Consider the following 16,238-nt stretch of genomic DNA (forward strand, 5'->3'; position numbering starts at 1 on the left):
CTTTTTAGTCTGCCTATAACTCCAGCCCAAGTGCCGCACTTGCTTGGGTTGAACCGTGGATGGGGAACCATGAACACTACTTTAAGTACCGCCTATAACTACAAGGTGGTCCGCCAATTCGCCATTATGACGGTGGTGTGGGGCATCGTCGGCATGGGGCTCGGGGTTTTTCTCGCCGCCCAATTGGTTTGGCCTGCGCTCAACTTCGATTTGCCTTGGACCAGCTTCGGCCGCCTGCGCCCTTTGCACACCAACGCGGTGATCTTCGCGTTCGGTGGCTGTGCGCTATTCGCCAGCTCCTTTTACTCGGTGCAACGCACCTGCCAGACGCAGCTGTTCGCGCCGAAAGTCGCCGCGTTCTGCTTCTGGGGCTGGCAGCTTGTGATCCTGCTGGCCGCGATCAGCCTGCCACTGGGCTACACCAGCTCCAAGGAATACGCCGAGCTGGAATGGCCGATCGACATCCTGATCACCATCGTCTGGGTCGCCTACGCCATCGTGTTCTTCGGCACGATCATGAAACGCAAGACCAAGCACATCTATGTGGGCAACTGGTTCTTCGGTGCGTTCATCATCACCGTGGCCATTTTGCATATCGTCAACAACCTGGAAATCCCGGTCAGCCTGACCAAGTCCTACTCGCTGTACGGCGGTGCGACGGATGCCATGGTGCAGTGGTGGTATGGGCATAACGCAGTAGGCTTTTTCCTCACTGCGGGCTTCCTCGGCATGATGTACTACTTCGTGCCCAAGCAGGCCGAACGCCCGGTGTATTCGTATCGCTTGTCCATCGTGCACTTCTGGGCGCTGATCACCCTGTACATCTGGGCCGGCCCTCACCACTTGCACTACACCGCCTTGCCGGACTGGGCGCAGTCCCTGGGCATGGTGATGTCACTGGTGCTGCTGGCGCCAAGCTGGGGCGGCATGATCAACGGCATGATGACCCTCTCGGGCGCCTGGCATAAGCTGCGCAGCGACCCGATCCTGCGCTTCCTCGTTGTCTCCCTGGCCTTCTACGGCATGTCGACCTTCGAAGGCCCGATGATGGCGATCAAGACCGTCAACGCCCTCTCCCACTACACCGACTGGACCATCGGCCACGTACACGCCGGGGCGCTGGGTTGGGTGGCGATGATCTCCATCGGCGCGCTGTACCACATGATCCCGAAAGTCTTCGGTCGCGAGCAGATGTACAGCCTCGGCCTGATCAACGCGCACTTCTGGCTGGCCACCATCGGCACCGTGCTCTACATCGCCTCGATGTGGGTCAACGGCATCGCCCAGGGCCTGATGTGGCGTGCGGTCAACGAAGACGGCACCCTCACCTACTCCTTCGTCGAAACCCTGGTGGCCAGCCACCCAGGCTTCATCGTGCGTCTGGTGGGCGGTGCGATCTTCCTCAGCGGCATGTTCCTGATGGCTTACAACACATGGCGCACCGTGCGTTCGGCGCAACCTGCCGAAGTCACCGCTGCCGCGCAAATGGCCTGAGGAGTCGATGATGAAACACGAAACGATTGAAAAGAACGTCGGCCTGTTGATGCTGCTGATGGTGCTCGCCGTGAGCATCGGTGGCCTGACCCAGATCGTCCCGCTGTTCTTCCAGGACGTGACCAACAAGCCGGTGGAAGGCATGAAGCCCTACACCGCGCTGCAACTGGAAGGCCGCGACATTTACATCCGTGAAGGCTGCGTGCAGTGCCACTCGCAGATGATCCGCCCGTTCCGCGCCGAGACCGAGCGCTACGGCCACTACTCGGTGGCCGGCGAAAGCGTGTGGGACCACCCGTTCCTGTGGGGTTCCAAGCGTACCGGGCCGGACCTGGCCCGCGTCGGCGCACGCTACTCGGACGACTGGCACCGCGCGCACTTGTACAACCCGCGCAACGTGGTGCCAGAGTCGAAAATGCCGGCCTACCCCTGGCTGGTCACCGCCGCCGTCGACAGCAGCCACACCGAGACCAAGTTGAAAGTGATGCGCACCCTCGGCGTGCCGTACACCGACGACGACATCAATGGCGCAGTCGCCAGCCTCAAAGGCAAGACCGAGATGGACGCGCTGGTTTCCTACCTGCAAGTGCTCGGCACTGCCATCAAGAGCAAGAGGTGAGCCATGGGATTTGAATTCGATGCGGGCACCATCCGCGGCCTGGGCACGCTGGTGGTGGCCATCGCCTTTATCGGCCTGTCGCTGTGGGTATTCAACAACCGCCGCAACGCGGAATTCGAGCAGGCGCGCCTGCTGCCGTTTGCCGATGAACCTTCCCCACCCGACGCTCAAGCAGAGCCAGCCACAAGGAGCACTCGGCCATGACTACGTTTTGGAGTACATGGATCTGCGTATTGACCCTGGGCAGCCTGGTCGGCCTGACCTGGCTGTTGGTCGGCACCCGCAAGGGCGAGACCAAGGGCAGCGTCGACCAGACCATGGGCCACGCCTTCGACGGTATCGAGGAGTACGACAACCCGCTGCCCCAGTGGTGGTTCATGTTGTTCGCCGGCACCCTGGTGTTTGCCGTCGGCTACCTGATCCTCTACCCGGGCCTGGGCAACTGGAAAGGCGTACTACCGGGCTATGAGGACGGCTGGACTCAGACCAAGGAATGGGACAAGGAAATGGCCAAGGCCGACGCCAGGTTCGGGCCGATCTTCGCCAAGTTCGCGGCCATGCCGGTGGAAGAAGTCGCCAAGGACCCGCAAGCGTTGAAGATGGGCGGTCGCTTGTTCGCCTCCAACTGCGCGGTATGCCACGGCTCGGACGCCAAGGGCGCCTATGGTTTCCCCAACCTGGCGGACAGCAACTGGCGCTGGGGCGGTTCAGCTGAGGCCATCAAGGCCACCATCCTGAACGGTCGCCACGCGGCGATGCCGGCCTGGGGGGAAGTGCTGGGCGAGGACGGGGTGAAAAACGTCGCCGCCTATGTGCGCCACGACCTGGCCAAGCTGCCCTTGCCGGCGGACAACACCGCTGACCTGGCCGCCGGCCAAGCCGCATTCAGCACCACCTGCGTGGCTTGCCATGGCCCACAAGGCCACGGCGTGGAAGCCATGGGCGCGCCGAACCTGACCGAACCAAGCGGGTTTATCTACGGCACCAGCCTGGCGCAGTTGCAGCAGACCATCCGCCATGGTCGCCAGGGCCAGATGCCGGCCCAGGAGGTGCTGCAGGGTAATGACAAGGTGCATCTGCTGGCGGCTTACGTGTATAGCCTGTCCCATAATACTGAAGGTGCAACGCCAGACAGCCAACCGCAGTAAAAGCTCTACCTGTGGCGAGGGAGCTTGCTCCCGCTGGAGTGCGAAGCGCTCCCACGATTTTGGGGCCGCTGCGCAGCCCAACGGGAGCAAGCTCCCTCGCCACAGGCATAAGTCGCGACCAAGTGTCGCACCCCTTCCAAGCCCACCTTTCCCCTCCTCCTATTCGGGTCTACGCTTGTTCCCACAGTGGACCATTCCGGGCCTACGCGACGGTAGCCGTTGCGCCCCTGAAATTTCCTGTCCACTCGATCAGCTTTCTATTTTGGATTTTGTCCCTACGCCAAACATGGAAAGGGCGCAGAATCTGGCGTGGAACGCATTGATCCAGGTCAGCCATTGCGTTGCAATGGCCCCTCGCTTTCTACATACTTGCGACCGATTTTACCTATAAAAAAACCTAAACCGTGGAACCTTAGAATGAGCACAGCAATCAGTCCGACTGCTTATAACTATAAGGTAGTCCGCCAGTTCGCCATCATGACGGTGGTCTGGGGGATCCTTGGCATGGGGCTCGGGGTGTTCATCGCCTCGCAACTGGTTTGGCCGCAATTGAATTTCGACCTGCCCTGGACGACCTTCGGCCGCCTGCGCCCACTGCACACCAACCTGGTGATCTTCGCCTTCGGCGGATGTGCACTGTTTGCCACCTCCTACTATGTCGTGCAGCGCACCTGCCAGACGCGACTGATTTCCGATGGCCTTGCCGCCTTCACCTTCTGGGGCTGGCAGGCGGTCATCGTCGGCGCCATCATCAGCCTGCCCCTGGGCTACACCACCACCAAGGAATACGCCGAGCTGGAATGGCCGATCGCCATTTTGCTTGCCATCGTGTGGGTGACCTACGGCCTGGTGTTCTTCGGCACCATCGTCAAGCGCAAGACCAAGCACATCTACGTGGGCAACTGGTTCTACGGGGCCTTTATCGTGGTCACGGCGATGCTGCACATCGTCAACCACGCCTCCCTGCCGGTGAACCTGTTCAAGTCCTATTCGGCCTATTCCGGCGCAACGGACGCGATGATCCAGTGGTGGTACGGCCACAACGCCGTAGGCTTCTTCCTCACCACCGGCTTTCTGGGGATGATGTACTACTTCGTGCCCAAGCAGGCCGAGCGTCCGATCTACTCTTATCGCCTGTCCATCGTGCACTTCTGGGCACTGATCACCCTGTACATCTGGGCCGGCCCTCACCACTTGCACTACACCGCCTTGCCGGATTGGGCACAGTCCCTGGGCATGGCGATGTCGATCATCCTGCTGGCGCCAAGCTGGGGCGGCATGATCAACGGCATGATGACCCTCTCGGGCGCCTGGCATAAGCTGCGCACCGACCCGATCCTGCGGTTTTTGGTGGTGTCTCTGGCGTTCTACGGCATGTCGACCTTCGAAGGGCCGATGATGGCGATCAAGACCGTCAACTCGCTGTCCCACTACACCGACTGGACCATCGGCCACGTGCACGCCGGGGCGCTGGGCTGGGTGGCGATGATCTCCATCGGCGCGCTGTACCACATGATCCCCAAACTGTTCGGCCGCGTGCAGATGCACAGCGTCGGGCTGATCAACGCGCATTTCTGGCTGGCCACTATCGGCACTGTGCTCTACATCGCCTCGATGTGGGTCAACGGCATCACCCAGGGCCTGATGTGGCGTGCGATCAACGATGACGGCACCCTCACCTACTCCTTCGTCGAAGCGCTGCAAGCCAGCCACCCGGGCTTTATCGTACGTGCCCTGGGCGGTGCGTTCTTTGCCAGCGGCATGCTGTTGATGGCCTACAACGTCTGGCGCACCGTGCGTGCCAGCGACCCTGTAGAAGCCGAAGCCGCCGCCAAGATCGCCGTTGTGGGAGCTCACTGATGAAGCATGAAGTAGTCGAGAAGAACATCGGCCTGCTGGCCTTCTTCATGGTCATCGCCGTGAGCATCGGCGGCCTGACCCAAATCGTCCCACTGTTTTTCCAGGACGTGACCAACAAGCCGGTCGAAGGCATGAAGCCGCGCACCGCCCTTGAACTGGAAGGCCGCGACGTCTACATCGCCAACGGTTGTGTGGGCTGCCATTCGCAGATGATCCGCCCGTTCCGCGCCGAAACCGAACGCTACGGCCACTATTCGGTCGCCGGTGAAAGCGTGTGGGACCACCCGTTCCTGTGGGGCTCCAAGCGCACCGGCCCAGACCTGGCCCGTGTGGGCGGGCGTTACTCCGATGACTGGCAGCGTGCGCACTTGTACAACCCGCGCAACGTGGTGCCGGAGTCGAAAATGCCGGCGTACCCGTTCCTCGTGGAAAACAAGCTCGACGGCAAGGACACCGCGAAGAAGATGGAAGTCTTGCGCACCCTGGGCGTGCCCTACACCGACGAAGACATCGCCGGTGCGGCCGCCGCCGTGAAGGGCAAGACCGAAATGGACGCATTGGTGGCCTACCTGCAAGGCCTTGGCACCATCATCAAAAGCAAACGGTGACCTTCATGGATATCGGGATGATTCGTGGCCTGGGCACCGTTGTGGTGATGGTGGCCTTTATCGGCCTGGCGTTGTGGGTGTTCAGCCCACGGCGCAAGTCGGAGTTTGACGACGCGACCATGCTGCCCTTTGCAGATGACCCCGAAGCCATCAAGCACGTCGAGCAAGCTTCTAGGAGTAACAAAGAATGACTACGTTCTGGAGTCTGTACGTCACAGTCCTCAGTCTGGGTACCATCTTCGCCCTGACCTGGCTGCTGCTGTCGACCCGCAAGGGCCAGCGCACCGAGCAGACGGACGAGACCGTCGGCCACTCGTTCGACGGCATCGAGGAGTACGACAACCCGCTGCCCAAGTGGTGGTTCATGCTGTTTGTCGGCACCATCGTCTTCGCCCTTGGCTACCTGGTGCTCTACCCTGGCCTCGGTAACTGGAAGGGCCTGCTGCCTGGCTACAACTACCTCGACAACGACAAGCAAACCCCGTTCGCCAACGGCCAGACCGGCTGGACCGGCGTGCACGAATGGGAAAAGGAAATGGCCAGGTCGGAGGCCAAGTTCGGGCCGATCTTCGCCAAATTCGCGTCGATGCCGATTGAGGAAGTCGCCAAGGACCCGCAAGCCTTGAAGATGGGCGGTCGCCTGTTCGCCTCCAACTGCTCGGTGTGCCACGGCTCCGACGCCAAGGGCGCCTACGGCTTCCCCAACCTGACCGACGCCGACTGGCGCTGGGGTGGCGAACCCAACACCATCAAGGAAACCATCATGAAAGGCCGCCACGCGGTGATGCCGGGCTGGGCCGAAGTCATCGGCGAGCAAGGCGTGGCTGACGTGGCGGGCTTTGTGGTGACCAACCTCGACGGCCGCAAACTGCCGGAAGGCGCCAAAGCCGACGTGGCCAACGGCGAGAAACTCTTCGCCGCCAACTGCGTGGCCTGCCACGGCCCGGCCGGTAAAGGCACCCCAGCGATGGGCGCGCCCGACCTGACGCATCCGGGTGCGTTCATCTACGGTTCAAGCTTCGCGCAACTGCAGCAGACCATCCGTTATGGCCGCCAGGGCCAGATGCCGGCGCAGGAGCAGTTGCAGGGCAATGACAAGGTGCACTTGCTTGCGGCGTATGTGTATAGCTTGTCTCATGGGGATAAGAAGGCTGAGGAGCAGTAAGACCCCTGAAACAATGGAGCCCCGCGCAGCGAATGCTGGCGGGGCTTTGTTGTTTTAGCTGCGAACCTTTCAAAGCCAAATCTACCGTTCGTAGCCTCAACCTTGCCGCACGCACTCGCCAAGTAGTAACGTAACTACATTCAGTCCAGCGAAGGGGGAACTACCCCATGACCATCACGACCATTTCCAGCCGAGAATTCAATCAAGACACAAGCGGTGCCAAAAAAGCCGCCCGCAAAGGGCCGGTTTTTATCACTGATCGCGGCAAGCCTGCCCATGTACTGCTAAGCATTGAGGACTACCAGAAGCTGACAGGTCTGAATGCCGACATCGTTGACCTGTTGGTGATGCCGGAAGCGGCCGATATCGACTTCGAAACCGAACGTGCAGTGATCATTCATCGCCCCGTGGACTTTTCTTGATGTATTTACTCGACACGAATGTGATCTCTGAACTGCGTAAACCTCAGGCTGATGCAAATGTCGTGGCGTGGGCAAAAAGTGTGGTAGCGCCACGTATGTTTATTTCGGCGATCACGCTGAAGGAATTGGAAACCGGAGTCCTGCGAATTGAGCGGCGAGACCCGGCGCAGGGGAAGGTGTTGAGAGCCTGGCTCAAGCGTCATGTGATGCCCGCCTTTGATGCCAGAATCCTGCCCGTCGATGCAGCAGTCGCGCTGCGTTGCGCACACTTGCATGTACCCGACCGAGCCAACGAAAGCGATTCATTGATTGCCGCAACCGCGCTGGTTCACGGGCTTACCGTCGTCACGCGTAACATCAGCGACTTCAAATCGAGTGGCGTTGCACTGATCAATCCATGGGACGAATGACCGGCTTACCGACAAAAACCGTCCATACTTGCCAAGTCAATTGATCCAGGTCACGTACACCATCAATTGATTTCCCCCAACGCGACTAAAGGTCGCACCCTTTGCGCACCATCGGGGGCGTATCATTAGGCCACTGCAACACCCTTAATTTGACCCCGGTTGGCACGTACTGGCCGAGGCAAATCTCCACCGCCGTGGGATGCAATGATGAGCGACCAGATACCGGTACATGACGTTACCCCGCCTGCCAAAACCGTCGACCTCTACGCTTCGCGTGAGAAGATTTACACCCGCGCCTTCACTGGCTTGTTCCGCAACCTGCGCATGGTCGGCGGTGCCGCTCTGTTCCTGCTGTACTTTGGCACGGTGTGGCTGAACTGGGGTGGTCACCAGGCGGTGTGGTGGAACCTGCCGGAGCGTAAATTCTTTATTTTTGGTGCAACGTTCTGGCCCCAGGATTTCATCCTGCTGTCGGGCATTCTCATTGTGGCGGCCTTTGGCCTGTTCTTTATCACCGTATACGCCGGGCGCGTGTGGTGCGGCTATACCTGCCCGCAAAGCGTGTGGACATGGATCTTCATGTGGTGCGAAAAGGTCACCGAAGGCGACCGCAACCAGCGCATCAAGCTCGACAAGGCGCCCATGAGCGCCAACAAATTCCTGCGCAAGTTCAGCAAACACAGCCTGTGGCTGCTGATCGGCTTTGCCACCGGCATCACCTTCGTCGGCTACTTCTCGCCGATCCGCGAACTGGTATTCGATTTCTTCACCGGCCAGGCCGATGGCTGGTCGTATTTCTGGGTGGGTTTCTTCACCCTCGCCACCTACGGCAACGCCGGCTGGCTGCGCGAGCAGGTGTGCATCTACATGTGCCCCTATGCGCGCTTCCAGAGCGTGATGTTCGACAAGGACACCTTGATCGTGTCCTATGACCCACGCCGTGGCGAAGTGCGTGGCCCACGTAAAAAGGGTACCGACTACAAGGCCCAGGGCCTGGGCGACTGCATCGATTGTACGATGTGCGTGCAGGTGTGCCCTACCGGCATCGATATCCGCGACGGGCTGCAGATCGAGTGCATCGGCTGCGCCGCCTGTATCGATGCCTGCGACAACATCATGGACAAGATGGAGTACCCACGCGGCCTGATCAGCTACACCACCGAACACAATCTTTCGGGGCAGAAAACCCATAAGCTGCGCCCGCGCTTGATCGGTTACGCCCTGGTGTTGCTGGCGATGATCAGCCTGTTGGTGGCCGCCTTCTTCATGCGCTCGCTGGTGGGTTTCGACGTCAGCAAGGACCGCGTGCTATACCGCGAAAACGCCGAAGGTCGCATCGAAAACGTCTACAGCCTGAAGATCATGAACAAAGACCAGCGCGACCACACCTACGTGCTCGACGCCGCTGGCCTGCCCGACCTCAAACTGCAAGGCCGGCGCGAAATCAAAGTGGCCGCCGGCGATATCGTCAGCATGCCGGTGGAGTTGTCGAGTGCGCCGGAGCAGTTGCCGTCGAGCACTAACGAGGTGACCTTCATCCTCGAAGACGCCGATGACACCAGCGTCCATATTGAAGCCAAGAGCCGATTCATCGGCCCACAAGTCCGTTAACAGGGAACACACGCATGCCCGCAACTACTGCCGCCAGCCCTTGGTACAAACACCTCTGGCCCTGGATCATCATCGCGATTCTGGCCTGTTCTGTGACCCTGACCTTGTCCATGGTGACCATCGCGGTGAATAACCCGGACAACCTGGTCAACGACAACTACTACGAGGCCGGCAAAGGCATCAACCGTTCCCTGGACCGCGAACGCCTGGCCCAGACCCTGCAACTGCGCGGCAAGCTGCACCTGGACGACCTGACCGGCGAGGTCGAGCTGCAACTGACTGGCTACAGCAATCCAAAAACCCTGGAGCTGAACCTGATCTCCCCGACCCAGCCAGAGAAGGATCGCAAGATCAACCTCACCCGCAGCGACAGTGAGCAAGGCCGCTACATCGGCCAGGTCACCGACAAGGTCGAAGGCCGGCGCTTTGTGGAATTGCTGGGGGTGGAAGGCGACAAGACCTGGCGCCTGTTCGAAGAAGAAGAGGTCAGCCACGACAAGGACTTGCTGCTGGGTGACGAACCGTTACAGGGCGCCGAAGACCTGAAGAAGTAGACGATGTTCGTTCCCACGCTCTGCGTGGTAACGCCTTGCTGGACGCTCTGCGTCTGCTTTGTGACGCAGAGCGTCACGGGCAACATTCCCACGCAAAGCGTGGGAACGATCTACGGAACTGAGCAATGACCCAACCCACCCCCTGCTACCACTGCGCCCTACCCGTCCCCTCCGGCAGCCGGTTCACCGCCCTGATCTTGGGCGAACGCCGTGAACTCTGCTGCCCGGGCTGCCAGGCCGTGGCCGAGGCGATAGTGGCCGGCGGGCTGGAGAGCTATTACCAACACCGCAGCGAAGCCTCGGCCAACCCCGAGGCGCTGCCTGTGCAGTTGGTGGAGGAACTGGCGCTGTACGACCGCGCCGATGTGCAAGAACCCTTTGTCCGCCATCAAGGCGACCTGGCCGAAACCACCCTGCTAATGGAAGGCATCAGTTGCGCCGCCTGCGGCTGGTTGATCGAGAAACACCTGCGCAGCCTGCCTGCCGTGGCCGAAGCGCGATTGAACCTGTCCAACCACCGCCTGCACGTGCGCTGGGCCGATGGGCAATTGCCGTTGAGCCAACTGCTCAGCGAGCTGCGCCATATCGGTTACGCCGCCCACCCTTACCAGGCCGACCGCGCCGCCGAACAATTGGCCAGCGAGAATCGCCTGGCCCTGCGACAACTGGGGGTCGCTGGTTTGCTGTGGTTCCAGGCCATGATGGCAACCATGGCCACTTGGCCAGAATTCAATATCGACCTGAGCCCGGAATTGCACGTCATCCTGCGCTGGGTTGCGATGTTTCTAACCACGCCCATCGTGTTCTACAGCTGCGCCCCCTTCTTCAAAGGCGCCCTGCGTGACCTGCGCACGCGCCACCTGACCATGGACGTCTCGGTGTCCCTGGCGATTGGCGGCGCGTACCTGGCCGGCATCTGGACCGCGATCACCGGCGTGGGCGAACTGTATTTCGATGCCGTGGGCATGTTTGCCCTGTTCCTGCTGGCCGGGCGCTACCTTGAGCGCCGCGCCCGGGAACGCACCGCCGCAGCCACCGCCCAACTGGTCAACCTGTTGCCCGCCTCCTGCCTGCACCTCAAGGACGATGGCCAGAGCGAACGCATCCTGCTCAGCGAGTTGGCGCTGGGGGATCGTGTGCTGGTGCATCCCGGTGCGGTGCTGCCGGCGGATGGGGTGATTCTCGACGGCCAATCCAGCATTGATGAATCCCTGCTGACCGGCGAGTACCTACCGCAACCTCGGCGCACGGGTGACAGCGTCACGGCTGGCACGCTGAATGTCGAAGGCGCGCTGACCGTCCAAGTGCGCGCCCTGGGGCATGACACGCGCTTGTCCGCCATCGTGCGCCTGCTGGAGCGCGCCCAGGCCGAGAAGCCGCGCCTGGCGCAAATCGCCGACCGCGCTGCGCAGTGGTTCTTGTTGTGCTCACTGATCGCCGCCGCGCTGATCGGCCTGCTGTGGTGGGAGCTGGACCCATCCCGAGCGTTCTGGATTGTGCTGGCGATGCTGGTGGCGACCTGTCCGTGCGCCCTGTCCCTGGCCACGCCCACCGCGCTCACCGCCGCCACCGGCACCTTGCACAGTCTCGGGTTGCTGCTGACCCGCGGCCATGTGCTCGAGGGCCTGAACCAGATTGATACGGTGATTTTCGACAAGACCGGCACCCTCACCGAAGGGCGCCTGGCGTTGCGCGCCATTCGGCCCTTGAGTGCGCTGGACAGCGACCAATGCCTGGGCCTTGCCGCCGCCCTGGAGAACCGTTCCGAACACCCGATTGCCCGTGCCTTCGGCCGTGCGCCGCTGGCCGCTGATGAAGTGCTGAGCACTCCAGGCCTGGGCCTGGAAGGTCGTGTGGGAGAACGTCTGTTGCGCATCGGCCAGCCGGGTTTTGTCTGTGAACTCAGTGGCTGCGCGATTCCCGCCTCGCCGGACGAGGCCGGGCAATGGCTGCTGCTGGGCGACCGCAGCGGGGCGCTGGCCTGGTTCGTACTGGATGACCGTCTGCGCAACGACGCCCCCGCCTTGCTGGCCGCATGCAAGGCGCGGGGCTGGCGCACGCTGTTGCTCTCCGGCGACAGTTCGCCGATGGTGGCCAGTGTCGCCTCTGAGCTGGGTATCGACGAAGCCCACGGCAGCCTGCGCCCTGACGACAAGCTGCAGGTACTGCAAAACCTGCACAAAGAAGGTCGCAAAGTGCTGATGCTCGGCGATGGGGTCAACGATGTGCCAGTGTTGGCGGCTGCCGATATCAGTGTGGCGATGGGCTCGGCCACGGACCTGGCGAAAACCAGCGCCGATGCGGTGCTGTTGTCCAACCGCCTGGATGCGCTGGTGCAGGCCTTCAGCCTGGCGCGGCGTACTCGCCGAGTGATCATCGAGAACCTGTTGTGGGCCGGGTTGTACAATGGGCTTATGCTGCCGTTTGCGGCCCTGGGTTGGATCACTCCGATCTGGGCGGCGATCGGCATGTCCCTCAGTTCGTTGACCGTGGTGCTCAACGCGTTGCGCCTCACTCGCCTGCCGAGCACGCAAGCCCCGGGCACCGCCCCAGCAACCCGCCCGCTGCCGGCCTGAGCCGCGCGGGCATGGAGTACAGATGCCAGCTCTCTACGTGATGATTCCGGCGGCACTGCTGTTAGTGGGCGTGGCCATCTACATCTTCTTCTGGGCCGTGGACAGCGGCCAGTACGAAGACCTCGATGGCCCGGCCCACAGCGTGCTGTTCGACGACCAGGACCCGAACCACCTGGCCGCCATCGACGAAGCCAACAGCCCCGAGCAGCCGCCCAAAGAGCCCCCCCATGCTTGAGCTGGCGCCCTTGCTGGTCTCGGCGCTGATCCTCGGCCTGCTCGGCGGCGGCCATTGCCTGGGCATGTGCGGCGGACTGATGGGCGCGCTGACCCTGGCGATCCCCAAGGAACAACGCAGCCGCCGTTTTCGCCTGCTGCTGGCGTATAACCTGGGACGCATCCTCAGCTATGCAACCGCCGGTTTATTGATCGGCCTGGCCGGCTGGGCGGTGGCCAACAGCCCGGCGGCGATGTTCATGCGAGTGCTTGCCGGGCTGCTGCTGATCTGCATGGGCCTGTACCTGGCAGGCTGGTGGAGCGGCCTCACCCGTATCGAAAGCCTGGGACGCGGCCTGTGGCGGCATCTGCAGCCGGTAGCCAACCGTTTGCTGCCAGTGTCCAGCCTGCCCCGTGCCTTGCTGCTGGGCGCGCTGTGGGGCTGGTTGCCGTGCGGGCTCGTCTACAGCACCCTGCTATGGGCGGCGAGCCAGGGCAATGCGCTGGACAGTGCCTTACTGATGCTGGCGTTCGGGCTGGGCACCTGGCCGGTGCTGCTGGCCACCGGGCTGGCCGCCGAACGCGTGACTGCGTTGTTGCGCAAGCGCAGCGTGCGTGTGGCCGGTGGCGTGCTGGTGATGATCTTCGGTCTCTGGACCTTGCCTGGCCCCCACCAGCACTGGCTAATGGGGCATTAGCAGGCCCTGTGGCATAGCGCCGCTCCCCGTTGATGCAAATCAAGATGCCTGCACCGCCCTGCCCCTAGACTCGGCCCACTAGCCAATCCGGGGGACCGCCCGCATGCTCGACGCCATTCGTTGGGACACAGATCTGATTCACCGCTACGACTTGGCGGGGCCGCGCTATCCGTCCTCCCCCCCCGCCGTACAATTTGACAGCCAGGTCGGCACCTTCGACCTGCTCCACGCCCTGCGTGACAGCCGCAAGGCCGTAAGGCCACTGTCGCTGTATGTGCATGTGCCGTTCTGCGCCAACATTTGCTACTACTGCGCCTGCAACAAGGTGATCACCAAGGACCGTGGCCGCGCCCAGGCTTACCTGCAGCGCCTGGAGCAGGAAATCCAGCTGGTGGCCTGCCACCTCGACCCGCAGCAGCCCGTTGAGCAACTGCATTTGGGCGGCGGTACGCCCACGTTTCTCAGCCACGATGAACTGCGCCAGGTGATGAAATGCCTGCGCCAGCATTTCAATGTGCTGGATGACGATTCGGGCGACTACGGCATCGAAATCGACCCGCGCGAAGCCGACTGGGCCACCATGGGCCTGCTGCGTGAACTGGGCTTCAACCGCGTGAGCATCGGCCTCCAAGACCTCGACCCCGAGGTGCAACGGGCGGTCAATCGCCTGCAAAGCCTGGAAGAAACCCGCGCCGTGATCGATGCAGCGCGCACCTTGCAATTTCGCTCGATCAATATCGACCTGATCTACGGCCTGCCCAAGCAGTCGCCGTTGAACTTTGCGCGCACCGTGGAAGAAGTCATCCGCTTGCAGCCTGATCGCCTGTCCGTGTTCAACTACGCGCACCTGCCGGAACGCTTCATGCCCCAACGGCGGATCAACACCGACGACCTGCCCTCGCCGGCAGAAAAACTGCTGATGCTGCAAACCACCATCGAACAACTGACCCAGGCCGGTTACCGCTACATCGGCATGGACCACTTTGCGCTGCCGGACGACGAATTGGCCGTCGCCCAGGAAGAAGGCAAGCTGCAGCGCAACTTCCAGGGTTACACCACCCACGGGCACTGCGACTTGATTGGGCTGGGGGTGTCAGCGATCAGCCAGATCGGCGACCTGTATTGCCAGAACAGCAGTGACCTGAACCAGTACCAGAATGCCTTGGCGGGCGCGCAGTTGGCGACCAGCCGCGGCCTGGTCTGCACTACGGACGACCGGTTGCGACGGGATGTGATCCAGCATTTGATCTGCAATTTCAGCCTGGCATTCGAGGGGATCGAACAGGCGTACAACATCGATTTTCGCGGCTATTTTGCCGAGTTATGGCCGCAGTTGGAAACGATGGCCGCCGACGGCCTGATCGAGTTGGACGCCCAGGGCATTCGTGTGCTCCCGGCCGGGCGCTTGCTGGTACGTTCAGTGTGCATGGTGTTCGATGCCTACCTGGAGCACCAGAACAGGCAACGATTTTCGCGGGTCATCTAGACTTACTTACTTCATGGCCAGGCTGGCGGCCTTGACTGCATCACCGGCACTCATGTCTTTCATCGCCTTGGTCAGGGACGCCTGGGCGCTGGTCAAGCTGGCTTGCAGTGCACTCAACGCTGACTGCAGCCCGGAGAGTCGGGCACGGGCCTGTTCAGGGCTGAGATTTCTGTCGGCCATTACCGCAGCCATCTCGGCTTGTTTCTCGGCAATCTGCTTTTTGATCTCACGAATCATCTTGAGCAGATTCTTGACGTTGTCCGCCAGGCCGCTTTCGTCGATGTCACTGTTTGAGGTTTTTTCCGCCGCAGCAGCTTTCATCGCGGCGCCGGAAATGGTCACCGAAACAGCAGGCTTGGCTTCGTCCGTCGTCGGGATAGCGGCAACATCGGGTTCGGCAGCCTTCTTGGGTTCAGGCAGTGCCTGGATCTGAGTGCGCGAAGCGAGTTGAGCAGTGAGGGCTAACATGGTTTGAGCCGCCGTATTTGTAGTCGATAGCAGTACTATCGGCGGTTTTAGCCAAATCTTTATATACCGATCGGTTTTTTGTACACGCTGGCCTCCGTGCCCCCCAGTGCGTTACCCTTACGTCTTATGTGTGTTTTCCCACAAGGATTTAAGAAATGTCCGAGCCAGTCAAACTGCGCGCTCACAGCCAGGCCCATTGCAAGGATTGCAGCCTGGCTCCCCTCTGCCTGCCACTTTCATTGAATCTGGAAGACATGGATGCGCTGGACGACATCGTCAAACGCGGCCGCCCGCTGAAAAAAGGCGAGTTTCTGTTTCGCCAGGGCGACAAGTTTGATTCCGTCTATGCAGTACGTTCGGGCGCATTGAAGACCTTCAGCCTCAGCGATGGCGGCGAAGAACAAATCACCGGTTTCCACCTGCCCAGCGAGTTGGTCGGGCTGTCGGGGATGGACACCGAGATTCACCCGGTGTCGGCCCAGGCCTTGGAGACGACGTCGGTGTGCGAAATCCCTTTCGAGCGCCTGGATGAGTTGGCCCTGCAACTGCCGCAATTGCGCCGCCAATTGATGCGCGTGATGAGCCGCGAGATTCGTGATGACCAGCAAATGATGCTGCTGCTGTCGAAGAAAACCGCCGATGAGCGCATCGCCACGTTCCTGGTCAACCTGTCGGCGCGCTTCCGTGCCCGTGGGTTCTCGGCCAACCAGTTCCGCCTGAGCATGTCGCGCAATGAGATCGGTAATTACCTGGGCCTGGCAGTGGAGACCGTGTCCCGCGTGTTTACCCGTTTCCAGCAGAACCAGTTGATTGCCGCCGAGGGTAAAGAGGTGCATATCCTCGACCCGATCCAGCTGTGTGCATTGGCTGGCGGTTCCCTGGAGGTCTGATCCAGGCTGCGGCCGC

General features: G+C 61.4%; 18 protein-coding genes. 17 read left to right on the plus strand and 1 reads right to left on the minus strand.

The window, feature by feature from the left end; all coding sequences use genetic code 11:
* Positions 1–69: 69 nt before the first annotated feature.
* From ccoN (CER19_RS15500) to hemN, 16 genes are all read left to right on the plus strand, one after another.
* Positions 70–1,494 (plus strand): cytochrome-c oxidase, cbb3-type subunit I, encoded by a 1,425-nt coding sequence (ccoN, locus tag CER19_RS15500; RefSeq protein ID WP_034128402.1) that lies wholly within the window; start codon positions 70–72, stop codon positions 1,492–1,494.
* A gap of 10 nt (positions 1,495–1,504) precedes the next feature.
* On the plus strand, positions 1,505–2,113 hold the full coding sequence (gene ccoO, locus CER19_RS15505; protein ID WP_003193159.1) for a cytochrome-c oxidase, cbb3-type subunit II: 609 nt from the start codon (positions 1,505–1,507) through the stop codon (positions 2,111–2,113).
* A gap of 3 nt (positions 2,114–2,116) precedes the next feature.
* On the plus strand, positions 2,117–2,317 hold the full coding sequence (locus tag CER19_RS15510; RefSeq protein ID WP_003193161.1) for a cbb3-type cytochrome c oxidase subunit 3: 201 nt from the start codon (positions 2,117–2,119) through the stop codon (positions 2,315–2,317).
* Positions 2,314–3,261, plus strand: a complete 948-nt coding sequence (gene ccoP, locus CER19_RS15515) for a cytochrome-c oxidase, cbb3-type subunit III (protein ID WP_116667043.1) — start codon at positions 2,314–2,316, stop codon at positions 3,259–3,261. Before CER19_RS15510 ends, ccoP (CER19_RS15515) begins: the two co-directional genes overlap by 4 nt.
* 417 nt (positions 3,262–3,678) lie before the next feature.
* On the plus strand, positions 3,679–5,121 hold the full coding sequence (ccoN, locus tag CER19_RS15520) for a cytochrome-c oxidase, cbb3-type subunit I (RefSeq protein WP_014719443.1): 1,443 nt from the start codon (positions 3,679–3,681) through the stop codon (positions 5,119–5,121).
* The gene (ccoO, locus tag CER19_RS15525) at positions 5,121–5,729 is read left to right on the plus strand and encodes a cytochrome-c oxidase, cbb3-type subunit II (protein WP_003193167.1); all 609 of its coding nucleotides are present in this window, start codon (positions 5,121–5,123) and stop codon (positions 5,727–5,729) included. Before ccoN (CER19_RS15520) ends, ccoO (CER19_RS15525) begins: the two co-directional genes overlap by 1 nt.
* A gap of 5 nt (positions 5,730–5,734) precedes the next feature.
* On the plus strand, positions 5,735–5,920 hold the full coding sequence (locus tag CER19_RS15530) for a CcoQ/FixQ family Cbb3-type cytochrome c oxidase assembly chaperone (RefSeq protein ID WP_003193169.1): 186 nt from the start codon (positions 5,735–5,737) through the stop codon (positions 5,918–5,920).
* A complete protein-coding gene (ccoP, locus tag CER19_RS15535) occupies positions 5,917–6,894 on the plus strand; it encodes a cytochrome-c oxidase, cbb3-type subunit III (protein WP_032895838.1) in 978 nt (325 codons plus the stop codon). Before CER19_RS15530 ends, ccoP (CER19_RS15535) begins: the two co-directional genes overlap by 4 nt.
* A 167-nt stretch (positions 6,895–7,061) precedes the next feature.
* Positions 7,062–7,316: a type II toxin-antitoxin system Phd/YefM family antitoxin gene (locus CER19_RS15540; RefSeq protein WP_034128400.1), complete on the plus strand. Its 255-nt coding sequence runs from the start codon at positions 7,062–7,064 to the stop codon at positions 7,314–7,316.
* A complete protein-coding gene (locus CER19_RS15545) occupies positions 7,316–7,726 on the plus strand; it encodes a type II toxin-antitoxin system VapC family toxin (RefSeq protein ID WP_073527185.1) in 411 nt (136 codons plus the stop codon). Before CER19_RS15540 ends, CER19_RS15545 begins: the two co-directional genes overlap by 1 nt.
* Positions 7,727–7,933: 207 nt before the next feature.
* Positions 7,934–9,337 carry a cytochrome c oxidase accessory protein CcoG gene (gene ccoG, locus CER19_RS15550; RefSeq protein WP_034128398.1) on the plus strand — a complete coding sequence of 468 codons (1,404 nt, stop codon included), beginning with the start codon at positions 7,934–7,936 and terminating at the stop codon, positions 9,335–9,337.
* A 14-nt stretch (positions 9,338–9,351) separates the two neighbouring features.
* Positions 9,352–9,891, plus strand: a complete 540-nt coding sequence (locus CER19_RS15555; RefSeq protein ID WP_116667044.1) for a FixH family protein — start codon at positions 9,352–9,354, stop codon at positions 9,889–9,891.
* 125 nt (positions 9,892–10,016) lie between these two features.
* Positions 10,017–12,467 carry a heavy metal translocating P-type ATPase gene (locus CER19_RS15560; protein ID WP_116667045.1) on the plus strand — a complete coding sequence of 817 codons (2,451 nt, stop codon included), beginning with the start codon at positions 10,017–10,019 and terminating at the stop codon, positions 12,465–12,467.
* Between the two features lie 22 nt (positions 12,468–12,489).
* Positions 12,490–12,702: a cbb3-type cytochrome oxidase assembly protein CcoS gene (gene ccoS / locus CER19_RS15565; RefSeq protein WP_003193184.1), complete on the plus strand. Its 213-nt coding sequence runs from the start codon at positions 12,490–12,492 to the stop codon at positions 12,700–12,702.
* Positions 12,695–13,378, plus strand: a complete 684-nt coding sequence (locus CER19_RS15570) for a sulfite exporter TauE/SafE family protein (protein WP_032895833.1) — start codon at positions 12,695–12,697, stop codon at positions 13,376–13,378. Before ccoS ends, CER19_RS15570 begins: the two co-directional genes overlap by 8 nt.
* Positions 13,379–13,481: 103 nt before the next feature.
* Positions 13,482–14,864, plus strand: a complete 1,383-nt coding sequence (gene hemN, locus CER19_RS15575) for an oxygen-independent coproporphyrinogen III oxidase (protein WP_116667046.1) — start codon at positions 13,482–13,484, stop codon at positions 14,862–14,864.
* Positions 14,865–14,870: 6 nt separating this feature from the next.
* On the opposite strand, the gene CER19_RS15580 is transcribed toward hemN, so the two are convergent.
* Positions 14,871–15,332 (minus strand): hypothetical protein, encoded by a 462-nt coding sequence (locus CER19_RS15580; RefSeq protein ID WP_116667047.1) that lies wholly within the window; start codon positions 15,330–15,332, stop codon positions 14,871–14,873.
* A gap of 155 nt (positions 15,333–15,487) precedes the next feature.
* On the opposite strand from CER19_RS15580, the gene fnr reads away from it, so the two are divergent.
* A complete protein-coding gene (gene fnr / locus CER19_RS15585; protein ID WP_005790290.1) occupies positions 15,488–16,222 on the plus strand; it encodes a fumarate/nitrate reduction transcriptional regulator Fnr in 735 nt (244 codons plus the stop codon).
* Positions 16,223–16,238 lie beyond the last annotated feature (16 nt).

The sequence above is a fragment of the Pseudomonas sp. GL93 genome, from assembly GCF_003408955.1.
Classification (GTDB): Bacteria; Pseudomonadota; Gammaproteobacteria; order Pseudomonadales; family Pseudomonadaceae; genus Aquipseudomonas; species Aquipseudomonas paracarnis.

Bases quoted from the DNA above. Each gene is read 5' to 3' on its own strand.
- ccoN (WP_034128402.1), top strand. From the start codon at position 70: ATGAACACTACTTTAAGTACCGCCTATAACTACAAGGTGGTCCGCCAA.
- ccoO (WP_003193159.1), top strand. From the start codon at position 1,505: ATGAAACACGAAACGATTGAAAAGAACGTCGGCCTGTTGATGCTGCTG.
- CER19_RS15510 (WP_003193161.1), top strand. From the start codon at position 2,117: ATGGGATTTGAATTCGATGCGGGCACCATCCGCGGCCTGGGCACGCTG.
- ccoP (WP_116667043.1), top strand. From the start codon at position 2,314: ATGACTACGTTTTGGAGTACATGGATCTGCGTATTGACCCTGGGCAGC.
- ccoN (WP_014719443.1), top strand. From the start codon at position 3,679: ATGAGCACAGCAATCAGTCCGACTGCTTATAACTATAAGGTAGTCCGC.
- ccoO (WP_003193167.1), top strand. From the start codon at position 5,121: ATGAAGCATGAAGTAGTCGAGAAGAACATCGGCCTGCTGGCCTTCTTC.
- CER19_RS15530 (WP_003193169.1), top strand. From the start codon at position 5,735: ATGGATATCGGGATGATTCGTGGCCTGGGCACCGTTGTGGTGATGGTG.
- ccoP (WP_032895838.1), top strand. From the start codon at position 5,917: ATGACTACGTTCTGGAGTCTGTACGTCACAGTCCTCAGTCTGGGTACC.
- CER19_RS15540 (WP_034128400.1), top strand. From the start codon at position 7,062: ATGACCATCACGACCATTTCCAGCCGAGAATTCAATCAAGACACAAGC.
- CER19_RS15545 (WP_073527185.1), top strand. From the start codon at position 7,316: ATGTATTTACTCGACACGAATGTGATCTCTGAACTGCGTAAACCTCAG.
- ccoG (WP_034128398.1), top strand. From the start codon at position 7,934: ATGAGCGACCAGATACCGGTACATGACGTTACCCCGCCTGCCAAAACC.
- CER19_RS15555 (WP_116667044.1), top strand. From the start codon at position 9,352: ATGCCCGCAACTACTGCCGCCAGCCCTTGGTACAAACACCTCTGGCCC.
- CER19_RS15560 (WP_116667045.1), top strand. From the start codon at position 10,017: ATGACCCAACCCACCCCCTGCTACCACTGCGCCCTACCCGTCCCCTCC.
- ccoS (WP_003193184.1), top strand. From the start codon at position 12,490: ATGCCAGCTCTCTACGTGATGATTCCGGCGGCACTGCTGTTAGTGGGC.
- CER19_RS15570 (WP_032895833.1), top strand. From the start codon at position 12,695: ATGCTTGAGCTGGCGCCCTTGCTGGTCTCGGCGCTGATCCTCGGCCTG.
- hemN (WP_116667046.1), top strand. From the start codon at position 13,482: ATGCTCGACGCCATTCGTTGGGACACAGATCTGATTCACCGCTACGAC.
- CER19_RS15580 (WP_116667047.1), bottom strand. From the start codon at position 15,332: ATGTTAGCCCTCACTGCTCAACTCGCTTCGCGCACTCAGATCCAGGCA.
- fnr (WP_005790290.1), top strand. From the start codon at position 15,488: ATGTCCGAGCCAGTCAAACTGCGCGCTCACAGCCAGGCCCATTGCAAG.